Genomic DNA, 13090 nt, shown 5'->3' on the forward strand with positions numbered 1-13090 from the left:
GTCTATCCCCCTTATACTTCGTTTCTGATCTTCAGTAACGCTTCATCCAGCACACCGACAACCTTGTCGCACCATGCATCGAACTCTGGATCTTCTGTTTGGAGCTCAGGATGAGCCAGCATATACTCAACAGTATCTCTAATGCCTTGATCCGCGCGCGTGGTTGCTACGAACTCTGGAACCAACCTTTTGAGCTTGCTGTTATCAAAGACAACAGTGTTCGCCTTATCGCCAAGTAGTCCTCCTCGAAGATCCTGATCACTGCAGGCAGCCAAGAACTCAGAGGATACATGAACGACATGAAGCTTAACGCCCAGCGCACTCGCAATGATCTCATAAATCTGATTCCACGTGACGGATTCGTCTGACGTAATATGTACCGACTCTCCGATTGCATGGATGTTGCCCATCAGACCGATGAAGCCTTTTGCAAAATCGCTATTGTGCGTGATGGTCCACAGTGACGTGCCATCGCCATGAATAATCACCGGTTTATTATCAAGCATACGCTTAAGCACCTGCCAGCTACCTTGCGCACCATGAACACCTAAAGGTACGGATTGCTCGTTATACGTATGACTTGGGCGTACAATCGTTATAGGAAATCCTTGCTCCCGATATTGCTTCAATAGATATTCCTCACAAGCAATCTTGTTGCGAGAATATTCCCAATACGGATTAGATAATGGCGTGCCTTCCGTAATCCGATAATCTGCAAGCGGGGTCTGATATGCTGATGCGGAGCTAATAAATATAAATTGTTTTGTTTTATCCTTGAACAGCCGATAATTTCGCTCCAACTGCGCGGGTACAAATGCAATAAAGTCTGCCACCACATCGAAATTCAGATCGGCAATCAGCTCTGCTACTCGTGCTTCGTCATTAATATCTGCTTGCAATACCTTCACTTCCGCAGGAAGGTTGGCATTGCGATTCCCTCGATTGATGAGATATAGCTCCCATCCCTGCTCAGCAAGTTGAGTTGTAATGGCCGTACTGATTGTTCCTGTGCCTCCAATAAATAGCGCTTTCATATTTGCACCTCCAGATGGAATATATGACTCTACCATGATATCATGCATGCAAAAGAGGAGCAAAGATTCGGTTACCCGAACCCTGCTCCTTCATTCTAGACAACTTTAATTTTCCCGTAAATCATATACATTCCGCAATTAATCTGGTATTCACCTGGTTTTAAATCAGGATCGACCGTGTAGTAATTATCACCCTTTTGCATGTATAGATCCATGCCAAGATCACTGGATAGCAATGACTTAACATGTGTAACTTGCCGAGTAAGGATAAAATTAATTTTGGTCGGAACCCCCGCCTTTACTTCAATGACATCAGGGCCAAAACCGTCGTTACTTACACTCACATCAATAACTTCAAATCCCTGCAGATCTTCTGCTGTCTCGACTTTAGCTGCACTCGCAGCTTTGGCACTTTCCGAACCCGGGGACATATCTTTACCCATAAAATACACTAGAAACGAACCAAGTAAAACAACTACAGCAAGACCCAATGTTAACATTGGCCATGCTTTACGGATCCAACTATTCATATCAACGCTCCTCTTTCCATCATTCATAGCTCAAGCATACGTTCTAAGCATACCTGATTCATCTCAAAATTAAAATGACTCCAGTGGGCTATAGCCAGCTTCAATGCCGGAGCAGTCACACATTTCCAATCAAATATTAAATTTATATATCAAAAAAAGCCTGATTTCTCAGGCTTCGTAAGAAAAACTCGTTTCATTTTAATAAAAATGACTATTTCATGAATATGATGGCGAGGTTCGTTTTACCCTTAGCTTGTGCAACTCAGGCAAGGCAACGCCAAGTAACACCACAATAACCCCGAACCATTGCAACACGCTAACATGCTCATGAAGAACAATCGCCGAGAGCAGCACTGCAACCGGAAGTTCTACCGCACCTAGTATGCCTGCCATATCCCCCCCAATATGCGGAACGCCAATGGCGAACAGTACTGGTGGGATAAAAGCTCCGAAGAATCCGAGCAATAAACCGAAGACGAGCAGCTGGCTCCAGATCAAGCCATTAAACAAGAACGTCGGTGGGAACAGGATGCATAGCAGAACCAAACCTCCAGTCACCATCCATGCGCTGCGAAATGCAGGATGCGCTGACGGAACTGCTTTTCCACTGAATAGAACAAATAAAGAGTAACTTACAGCTGCCATAAGTCCCAGCGCAATCCCTAGACCATTAAATTCAGCAAGTCCCTGTTCGAGGAAACCTGCAGCCAGCAATGTCCCCCCAAAGAGTATAACTAGTGTGAATAGGGTGACTTTATTCGGACGCTGCCGCTTGCTTACGGCCTGAATCAATACGCTAATCCATGTGAATTGAAACAATAGAATAATGGCAAGCGATGCCGGAATGTATCGTAGTGATTGATAATACACCAATCCAGTAATTACGGTCGGTGTGCCGGCCGCCATGAGCATTAGACGCTGTTTCCACGTTAATTTTTGAAAAACATGAGCTGGTGCAATTGGTGATTTACCTGCGTTATTTTGTTTACGTTTTATGTTGAATCTTGTGTATAGTGCCAGCATCCACGAAAGAATGAACCCTGTAATCAGTTGTGTACCCACAACCTCACCTAACTTATAGCCTTCACCATAAGCCAAAACCACGATCGTGGATAATATGCCGTAACTCATTGCTCCCGCAAGAACAGATACATAATATTTCATTGATGAACAAACCTCCTGATGTTCCAACAATATCGATTTCAAAAGAATGAAGTCTCTTTACTTGTCACTTGGGACAGAACAATCTTGAAAGACACCTGTTCTCTCCAGATCCCTAAGAACCCCTGCTTAGAAAGAAACATCCAAAATGCAAAAAATCCTAACTACGTGCAAGGGATACATGAATCCCTTGGCATCGTAGTTAGGAAGTATAGGCTTCCCGTAGAGACCCTCGCCCTGTGTACACTTTTGGCCTGCGAGGTTATACGAAATGAATATGCTTTTGTGATGTGTTCTTCTGTGACGACTTTTCATATATTACATGGGAGGTGAGATGGTGTCAACCCTGTTTTACAAATTTAGAAATGGATACTGAAGTTGTGTAACCTCTTACGCCTTATATACGTTATACATCCGTTATATTCCACTCCAGCGTTTGCTGTAAGCCTGCTTGTAGTCCACGCAGATCTAAACCATCCACCGCAAAGGCATCGCGAATTAATGGCGGAGCTACAAACTCATCGTATTTACCAAGGTATGGCGATTCATCCTCAGCAAGCAACGCAGATGCATCTTCAGCTGCACGACATTCACTCATAATTTCAGCTAACAATGTGCGTGCATCTACTTGACCAGAGACTACAAAATAATAAGGCTCCATAGGCACCACAGACCTTAACGCTAGCTTGGTTGATAGATTATGCTTCATAAGTCGCTCCAATGTACGGAATGCTTTGCTACCCACCCATGGCAACACATAATGAGAATCGCCGCCTGCCGCTATAACGACTTGCTTCAGTAGTCCAGTCTCGCGAGCCAACCTACGCGCTCGCTCTAGTCGATTCACTGCCTGCGGTGACAGGTACGGATAGATGACTGAACTGGACAACACTTCTCTCATTTTCTGAATCACCATCGTATGAATATCGCCGCCTGCGCCGAGCCATAATGTATCCACTTTGCCTTTCGCAGACTTAACATATACCGACTTATGTTTGCGGTCCACCTCTTCGACCTTCCACAGCTTCCCTGCAAGAGAGAAGCAGTAGCCTGGTGGCGGCACAGTCGTAATGGAGCCTATTTCTTCCGAACCATTCAACACTTTATACTCTTCATCATCCTTGAAGACGGCGTAGAAACGATAATTATTTACCGTTTTCTCACCCGTTAATCCAATAATTAACGTCTGCTCTTCTGTCCACTGCAAATGATCGGTATCAATCAGATAATTTAGAAATACATCATACTGACTGCGGTTGATTTGTGTAAAAGGTGCAAGCGAGAGGACAGCATCTGCCAGCTCTCTTGGTTCGGCTTCCCCCATACTTTTGAGCATACTCATCGTTTGGTGGTAGAGTACCCCCATCGGCATTTTACGAGCCTCAAGTGGTTCAACCCACTTCGTCTTCACATATAATTCAATGACTGCAATCGCACGAAGTAACGTCCACGGCATACATGCAGGAAGCTCAGCATCCTCCGCCTCTTCCTCTGGGCACACGAATAACATCTCTGAAGCCATATCATCCCGGCGACCCGATCGTCCTAGTCGTTGAACAAAACTCGACGCACTGTAAGGCGCACCAAGCTGCACAACTCGCTCAAGTTCTCCAAGATCTATGCCGAGTTCCAGTGTTACGGTTGCAGCGGCTACCGCCGGTCCTGCTCCTGTGCGTAACGCAGCCTCCGTCTCTTCTCTTAGCATCGCTGAAATGCTGCCATGGTGTACGTGGAATACATCACGCTCCTGCCTTCTTGCTGCAACTCGCCGTAGCTCAAGAATGGTAACTTCCGCATCTGTCCGGCTGTTGGTGAAGACTAACGCCTTCTTGCGATGGGTACTCTCGTAAATAAAATCATAATAGGCTTTACGAGCATTATGCAGATGTTCTGCCTGCTCTTCATCACGTGCATCCGGGAACGAGAAATGTTCAACTCGAAGGCGCAATTTTCGACCACCGGGTGAAGAGACAACATCTACGCCCTGATCTGTTCCAGCAGCAAGCCAGGCAGTCGCCGCATCGTAATCGCTGAGAGTTGCGGACAAGCCAACACGGCGAGGCTTACACCCTGCCATACGTTCAATGCGAGCCAGCTCACTCAGTACCTGTATTCCCCGATCCGCTCCCATGAAGGCATGCACTTCATCAATAATGATATATCTCAAGTCATGAAACAGAGCTGGGATCGCATTCGGTCGATTCATCAACAGACCTTCTAGTGATTCCGGTGTAATCTGGAGTACACCCGACGGATTTCGCACCAAACGTGTTTTCTCCGCTTGAGCAACATCTCCATGCCAATGCCACACTGGAATATGACCTTCAGACAACAAATCCTTCAGCCGCTCAAATTGATCATTAATCAAGGCTTTCAGAGGCCCAATATACAAAATCCCAACCGATTTGGATGGACGTTCATACAATTCAGTTAACGCAGGAAAAAAAGCTGCTTCCGTCTTGCCAGAGGCTGTGCCCGCCGCAATCAACATATGATGCGGAGTATGAAAGCAAATATTGCACGCTTCGATCTGGGCTGGACGAAGAGACTCCCACCTTTTTTTATATATAAATTCCTGTACAAACGGCGCCAATCGATAAAAAGGGTTCGCTTCGCTCATAACTCAAATTCCGCGAGAAAGTCATCCAGCTCATCCGTAGATGATGAACCGCCAGCTTTACCCGATCCTTCGGGTTTAACAGCTCGCTCTCCAAGCAATTGCGTGTACGTCACTTCCGGATTCTGATGCAGCGTGTGCAACACATCCATAAAATCTCTCACCACTTCACGGGTCGTGAGCATCTCATCGGCACCAAGTCGGTTAACTGCCATTTGCATAAAATCAACTAATTCTTCATCGCGCAAACTTGCAGTATATCCAAAATGTAAGGCATGAATCTGGCGAAGCTTCTGTAGCAGAATTAGAATTTCCTCATGAGATAACATGGATAGCTTCAAAATAGGCCCTGTATAATTCGCATAATCTCTTGCTGCATACCGGCCGTCAATTAGTCTGGAGCGAAGCGCCTCATAACTAAATAATCCTCTACGTTCATCCTCCACAAACTGTGGAGTTCCTCCTACAAAAATGCCCAGATGCTCGGCCTTACCTTGCATCGTATCATTAAACATCGTGAGCAGCTTCTCATAGTTACTCTGACGCGATACGCTATTTGTAATTTTGTACAGATTAACTGCCTCATCGATAAACAGCAGCAAACCTTTATATCCGATCTTGGCAATAAATTCAGACCATAATTTGAAGTAGTCATACCAGTTATCATCGTCAATGATCACCCCAACAGACAGTTCTTTCTTAGCTTCTGTCTTGGTTGCATACTCCCCTCTTAACCAGCGCAGAGCTGCTTGCTTCTGGTCATCGTCACCGAGCTTATAGCCGTTCCAGTACGAAGCCAACACTTTAGCAAAATCAAATCCATGAACCAGATTCTGCATCTCATTCGTTACGGCATAGATCTGCTGCTCTACTTGCAAAGCAAGTGCTGGATCGTCTGGTCTTAATCCGTTATTTTGCATCGTTTGTTGTTGTAATGCTGCAATCCATTTCTGTAAAATTGGCTCCAATGCGCCGCCATCCGGTCGTGTACGCGTAGACAGGCGGGTCATCAGCTCACGATATGTGGCCAGTCCTTGACCTTTGGTTCCCACAAGTCTTCGCTCAGGAGACAGGTCGGCGTCTGCCACGACAAACTCACGATCCATCGCATAATTGCGAATCATTTGCAGAAGAAAGCTTTTGCCACTACCATATCGACCTGTAATCAGTTTAAAAGCAGCTCCGCCTTCTGCGATATTATCCATATCTCGCAAAATAGCCTCTACTTCAGGCTTCCGACCAACCGCAATCTGCTCCAATCCAATCCGCGGCACAACACCAGCCGTTAAAGAATTGACAAGAGCAGTTGTGACTCGTTTCGGTATTTTAAGTTCTGTCATTACATATCACCTCTTCACATGTTCAAACACGATTATATAATCCGGAACAATCCGGTCGTTATCAATGAGTAGATCGCCGATCGTTTCCATAGCTACATCGTTTATCTCATCAAGCATAAGCGCAGGCATGGTACCATTCCGCTCAGCCACCTGCATCAGTTCACTGTCAGGTTCATCACCTAATAATGCATATATCGCCTGCACATGTCGCGGAGCTATCTCATTTGCGAAAAGAATCCATTCATCATCCAATTCAGCGATGAAAGAATCCTCCCATTTTAAAGTGAAGTCTTCTTCTTGTGTCTCCATATCGGTACTACCATCGTAGGATGCCATAGTTTCCGTTGTACGCTGTACGTTGACATCCTCTGGCTGAGGAGATGTACTGAATTCCTCTAGTTTAGATGTTACTTGTTCCCCGATTACTTGCATCCCTTGGTGTTGATTCAGAAGTTGGTTGTCTAGCGCAAGCTTGTCATCCGAATATGCTTGCTCGTCTATCATAAGAGCTTCTCGAACGTAGTCACTCTCCTGCTGAAGAACGGCAAGCTTCTCCAGATCAATCCGAACCGTTGGCTTTTCCTTAAGCTCTTCCTGCTCAGCAGCAAATACCTTTTCTAAATATCGCTCAATGACTTGAGCAAACTCCGTATCGAGGGTCTTGCCACGCAATCTGCCTCTGAAACCGAGTAATTCCCGTAGTTTATTCTCAGTACAACGGAAAACCCTCGTAACCAATGAACAGAACGGAGCACTTTCACCAATAGGAACAAAAGTAAGTTCAATCGATTTCCCATATAACGTATCATCATAAACGGCTTTGCGAAATAACGTACGTTGGATGCTCTTCTCCTTCGTCAACTGCAAATGATCAATCAAGCCTATTCCACGCGTTCGTTGCAGATAGGATTCCATTACAACCATCACTTGTGGAATATATCGTTCCAATGCAATCTGACCTTGGTCTCTATAAAATTTACTGAGTGTGATGTCATACTCATAATATCTGCTAAGTAATTGTAACGATAATTTCGACATGTCGCTCGTCAGCAATCGATGTAGCTCCATATCTGATATCTCCATTGGAAGAAAACCACTTGTGATATCCATAATCTCAGTTAACGACATATGCACTTGATGCACGAACCCATAGTCGACAAGCCAATCCTGCATGTATACATCAAGTTGAGGGAATCGTTCCCGATAATTAACCCATAATCGTTTTAATTGCTCATATCCCCACTCTGGATCTTGCCATCCAATACCATTAATTAACTCGTAGATGTGTACAAAAAGATACGATAAGTCCGTATCCGGATATCGTTCGGCACGTACTTCAGTTCGCCAGTAGAAGTACCAGCTTCGTTGTGACTCACTCATCACACCATAGGTTGGCCAGTAACTCATAAAAGGTACAAATGGGGTCTCTTCTCCGCACAATTCAACATATTGTCGTGCTTCCTCAGCGAACCTTCGCTCCGAGGACAAAACGCCCCCGTTCGTCACTTGTTTATCCAAAGAAGCGCGAGCCAAAGTTGATCGATCAGGTATAGGAACTTCAGTTGTACTAACATCCTCACTTAAATCAATCTCGGTAAATTCCAATTGTCTTGAATTGTCTTCCATTGCTTCATGCTCCACCCCATCCTCTTGTAGATAATACGAACAAGTGTATCCATACCGCTCATTATAACACTTGTCCTATTCCAATGGTGAACAAAAAATGACGCCTGAACTGTTGCCAGTTCAAACGCCATATCTCATAAGATTCTAAACGACTACAGCACGGTTTTTGCCTTCCCTTTTGGCTTGTAGCAGCGCCTGACTAGCCCTCTCGATCAGATCAGATATCGTTAACTGCTCCTGAGGAACCAATACCGCTCCTCCAACACTAACCGTTACGATTTCATTAGGATCCGATAAATCACGCTGAATTTGCAGCGCTAGCACATGTTGTCTAATCTCTTCTGCAAGTTCAGCAGAACGGTCAGAAGTCGTTCCCTTCAGCTTCAACATGAAGGTTCCCCCTTGTAAGCGAGAGATTAAGGCATCATATTGCTCGCATACAACGGTGAGCACTTCGCCTATCCATTGCAGACACAGATCCCCGCCTTGTAAGCCATACGTCGCATTATATGAACGAAAATCATCAATATCAATAAACAGCAATCCTAAGCTACAGTCATCACGCAAGCATTCATCCCAATCATCCTGGAGCTGCAATTTAAATATCGCTTGAACCGGCATGTCCGTTAATGGATCCGTATTGAGGACATTCTGTAGCTGATGTGTTGTTTGATTATAATGATCCTGATCATGATCATGATGCGAAGCACCACTGTTAAGGAGCACCATTAATGATGGCTTCCCTCCATGTGTTACCGAAGCAAGAGTGATCTCAAGCAGCAGCGATGTTCCCGTGGCTGTAACGAAATACAATTGGTTCGTGAACAGCTGTGTGCTGTTGAGTTGTAACTCATCAATGCTTTTCTGCAGCGTTCCTTGCGTCTTCTCCGGTACCAGTTTCTTAAAGTCCATACTAATGAGGCTTTTGGTCGTCTCAAACCCAAGTAGCTCGGCTGCAGGGCTATTACAGTATATTATTTTCCCATCTGTTAACGTAAGGAAAGCCACGGGCGAGAAATCCATCAACTGCAAATATCGCTGCTCATTCTGACGCAAAATACGGGCATTCTGCAATGCCTGTTCCTCAGCCTGTACCAACTGATTCTCGGTTTGACGTCGTACGATCGTTTTGAGCAATGGCAGAACATTAAGTTCTTTAGCTGTCCAAGGATAGGATGTTGATTGCACAACTTCTCTCCACTTCTCAAACGATTTTCGTGGAGACAATCGAATCCCATCATCCGTTTTGATCACCGCTTTGGCCGGGTCTCCTGCCCAATCGACCAACTGCACGACTTCTGGCCGGAACCAGATGATGTAGTGATGCTGGCCTGGGGATATAGCGACATATACAATCCCGGATGCTTTTTCCTTATACGCCTTAGCTGGTTCATATTCTAAACTAAGCTGGGACGTATGATAACTATAGTCCTCAGACTCACCCGCCAGCCATGCTGCGAGTCCCCTCACCTGCTCCCAAGTTGGTGTATCCCCATAGAGCAGTAACTTGTCCTGATAACAAACGGCTGCTCCCGAAGCTCCCATAAGATTAAGCAAGGTTTGCTGCTCACCTTGTAATTCCTCCACCACTCTTGCTGGGCTTGTATTGCCTATAAAAATATTCGAGATTCGTGCAGCTTGCTCACGTGTATGAATCTCAGCCTGATACTCGTCCAGTTGATGACGTTGGAACAATTCGCTGGAGAAAAATGCCCCCAGGAAATTACACAGGTTACGAATGCGATGCGGTACATACCTTGGTGAATAATGATGACACGTAATCAACCCCCATAACTGGTTGTCATTGATGAGAGAGATCGTCACCGTAGCACCCACACCCATATTCTGCAAGTACTCAATGTGTAAAGGTGATACACTTCGAAGCACGGATAAGCTTAAGTTAAGAGGTTTACCTGTCAAAGGTTGAAGCAATGGCACAATCTCTACCGGTTGATAATTCACGTCTACAATAGTACGCAACCAGTTACGCAGGTACAGCTCCCTAGCTTGCTTAGGGATATCCGATGCAGGATAGTGATGTCCGAGGAAAGGTTCCAGATGTTCTTCGCGTGCCTCAGCAATAACTTTTCCGTTCCATTTTTCATCAAACTCGTAAATCATAACCCGATCGTACCCTAGCATTTCCTTCACTTGCTCTGCTGCAATCTGACTAGCCTGCGTGCGGTTACTTGTGCTCTTGATCCGTCCAAAAAAACGTGAAATCCACAAATAATCACTGGTCTCTACATCAGCCTTCTCGTCAGGATTGGATGGTTCCATCTCCAGAATTAATAAACCTTCACTCTCATGTATAACTGTCAAAAAAGTTCGTAGCTCTCCAGATACATCCACCGTTACGTCCATGTACTGTAGGTCGGATGTAACCGCGGCATTGAAGGTGCAGCTCATCAAATCTCTTAGGCTTTCCTTACCAACCAATGATTCAAGTGGAAGTCCCAAAATCTCATCTGTAGTTAGACCAAGATATTCTTCGGTATTCTGGCTACATTGAACAATAGTAGGTGTATGAGTGGTATTCACCGCCAAGAGCACACCATGCGGCTGGATAAAACCCGGAATGTGAATGGGCTCTTTATCGCAATTATTTAAATCTATAGGATCATTCGTATACGTGCCCTGGCTCAGCAGCGTACGGTTTAACCGTTTGTTTTCTTTGCTAGAATTCGATTCGGTCATGAATTATAAATCCCCTCCATTACAGTTATTCTTCTACGATAACTGTCACTTAATCTGCTGTATTAATCCACTGATCCAATAAGCGGAATGTCTCAGAAGATGTATGCACCATCTCGTCATGCTCTTCCGTCTTCGACACAGATTGAAGCAGAAGCTCCATGAACTCTTTCCATCTCGTTCTGGTGTCTTCGCCATAAGCGTTAAAATAAGCAAGACCACGGTCAGCCTCAATGGGCAAAAACTGCGACAATCGCTTGGTCATAATCTGACCACCATTCGTAGAACCTTCAATTACATAGAAATAGCCGAACAATTGAGCAGGAGAAGAAATCTCCGGCAATTGCTCACACAAAGGCAGATTGCGAATGTCTTCTTCACTTGAACCTAAATTGCGCAAATCGTTCTCCAGAAGAGCCGTTTTACCTCTGACTTCGATATCAAGACCTATATTATTCCAAAAAGGCATGTTCACAGCCTGTTCTTCAATCTGTTTAATAAACCCGTAGAATTTCTCCAGATATTGCTTATATTCTCCCAAGCTTATCGTTTGATTCATTATCGCTTTGGCATAAGGGTTAAGTTCAATTTGTCTATGATAATGAGCGGTCTCTGTTTTGAGACGTTCCATAAGATTGCTTGTTGTCATGAAAATCATCATCCTTTTTTATAAGTTCTCTTCATCAATAAATAAGACTTATTGCAAGTAATATCAGTTTAGATAGGATTAGATATTCCATTTTATCCGACAAAGATACTATGCTAGTATACTTTTTCTTGCGTGAGAAAACTACACCAATCCCCGGCATGTCAGCTGACATTCGATTTACGGTTGTTACCATAAGCTTAGACTAAATTTGAATCCAACCTGCATCTCCAAATGCAAAAAACATCCTTAACTCATTCATTATCCAAGGGTCTCCGCATTGAAACAAACCTCCTGAATTCTGGACTATGAATGCTCACGCTCATCTAAGTAAACCAGCAAACAATCTCCAGTTCGTCTCACTTAGAGGGTAGTTGACTCTACCCTCGCATGATACACTGTTCATATCACCTGTCACTGGAGGAATTATACATATGAAATTAACCATTCAAGATGTAATTCAACATCTCACGACAGACATAACGTTACCGGAAAATACAGTTGATCAACTATTAATTGGTTCAGCTGATCAAGACGTACAAGGCATTTTTGTCACCTTCATGCCAACACATCATGTGATTGAACACGCCGTTCGATTGAATGCCAATCTGATCATTGCCCATGAACCTCCCTTCTACAACCATCACAGCCAGACGGATTGGCTCAAGAATGACCCTGTCTATGAAGCCAAAAGAACTTTAATTCAGGAAGCAAATGTTGCGATATATCGCTGTCATGATGCTATTCATCGATACCAGCCAGACGGCATTACGGAAGGATTGATTCAGGCGTTGGGATGGTCAGCTTATGTAGAGCAACACAGACCGGAAGCTGACATTCTTTCTTTTCCGGGTGGTACAACGGTTCAGGATATCGCTCACCATATGAAGAAAACCTTAGGTCTTGAATACGTACGCGTTGCTGGTAGCCCAACCATGGATTGTAAGCGTGCAGCAGTCCTTGTCGGGTTTCGCGGTAATGGGTCTCTGACCATCCCTCTATTTCAGAATGAAGAGCTTGATCTTATCATTGCAGGCGAAGGTTTCGAGTGGGAGACCCCAGAATATGTACGAGACGCTGTACAACAAGGGAAAGAGAAGGCACTTATTATGATGGGACATGCGGAGAGTGAAACGTCTGGTATGAAACTTTTGGCTGACAGATTATCTACAGTGTTCCCTACTGTACCGATTCATTTTGTAGCGGATCAACCCATATTTAAAGTGTTATAACAAGTTGTTATATGTAAATAAATTCACCTTCAATTGAACTGGAATGTCAACCAAAGCCCTCCTTGTGAGTGGCTTTTTGTTTTCTCTTCGTGTAATCTAAATGCTGTAACTTTGAAGCTCAGGACATTTGTCCTTGGCTTACAGAGCTGATTTGTCATTTAATAGAATTCGGAAGTTTATCGACAGTCTACATTGAACTGGAACTGTTGT

9 protein-coding genes and 1 riboswitch are annotated in these 13090 nt (G+C 44.5%); of the genes, 1 reads left to right on the forward strand and 8 read right to left on the reverse strand.

The window, feature by feature from the left end; translation table 11 throughout:
* Nucleotides 1-11: 11 nt before the first annotated feature.
* The 8 genes from ASD24_RS04665 to ASD24_RS04700 form a co-directional block, all read right to left on the reverse strand.
* Nucleotides 12-1034 carry an SDR family oxidoreductase gene (locus ASD24_RS04665; protein WP_056692156.1) on the reverse strand — a complete coding sequence of 341 codons (1023 nt, stop codon included), beginning with the start codon at nucleotides 1032-1034 and terminating at the stop codon, nucleotides 12-14.
* 95 nt (nucleotides 1035-1129) lie between these two features.
* Complete coding sequence (locus ASD24_RS04670; protein ID WP_056692159.1) at nucleotides 1130-1564, reverse strand: cupredoxin domain-containing protein; 435 nt, start codon at nucleotides 1562-1564, stop codon at nucleotides 1130-1132.
* 216 nt (nucleotides 1565-1780) lie between these two features.
* A complete protein-coding gene (locus ASD24_RS04675; RefSeq protein WP_056692162.1) occupies nucleotides 1781-2728 on the reverse strand; it encodes an EamA family transporter in 948 nt (315 codons plus the stop codon).
* Between the two features lie 176 nt (nucleotides 2729-2904).
* Nucleotides 2905-3015: riboswitch (purine riboswitch) on the reverse strand.
* A gap of 116 nt (nucleotides 3016-3131) precedes the next feature.
* Nucleotides 3132-5345: a DEAD/DEAH box helicase gene (locus tag ASD24_RS04680; RefSeq protein ID WP_056692165.1), complete on the reverse strand. Its 2214-nt coding sequence runs from the start codon at nucleotides 5343-5345 to the stop codon at nucleotides 3132-3134.
* Entirely contained in the window at nucleotides 5342-6682 is a 1341-nt protein-coding gene (locus ASD24_RS04685) for an ATP-binding protein (protein ID WP_056692168.1), read from the reverse strand. Before ASD24_RS04685 ends, ASD24_RS04680 begins: the two co-directional genes overlap by 4 nt.
* A gap of 6 nt (nucleotides 6683-6688) precedes the next feature.
* A complete protein-coding gene (locus ASD24_RS04690) occupies nucleotides 6689-8308 on the reverse strand; it encodes a TerB N-terminal domain-containing protein (protein ID WP_156395325.1) in 1620 nt (539 codons plus the stop codon).
* A 144-nt stretch (nucleotides 8309-8452) separates the two neighbouring features.
* Complete coding sequence (locus ASD24_RS04695) at nucleotides 8453-11005, reverse strand: diguanylate cyclase domain-containing protein (protein WP_056692173.1); 2553 nt, start codon at nucleotides 11003-11005, stop codon at nucleotides 8453-8455.
* A gap of 49 nt (nucleotides 11006-11054) precedes the next feature.
* The gene (locus tag ASD24_RS04700) at nucleotides 11055-11651 is read right to left on the reverse strand and encodes a biliverdin-producing heme oxygenase (RefSeq protein WP_056692176.1); all 597 of its coding nucleotides are present in this window, start codon (nucleotides 11649-11651) and stop codon (nucleotides 11055-11057) included.
* 431 nt (nucleotides 11652-12082) lie between these two features.
* Between ASD24_RS04700 and ASD24_RS04705 the strand changes: the two genes are divergently transcribed.
* Nucleotides 12083-12880 carry a Nif3-like dinuclear metal center hexameric protein gene (locus tag ASD24_RS04705; protein WP_056692179.1) on the forward strand — a complete coding sequence of 266 codons (798 nt, stop codon included), beginning with the start codon at nucleotides 12083-12085 and terminating at the stop codon, nucleotides 12878-12880.
* Nucleotides 12881-13090: the final 210 nt, after the last annotated feature.

It is taken from the genome of Paenibacillus sp. Root52 (assembly GCF_001426865.1).
Classification (GTDB): domain Bacteria; phylum Bacillota; class Bacilli; order Paenibacillales; family Paenibacillaceae; genus Paenibacillus.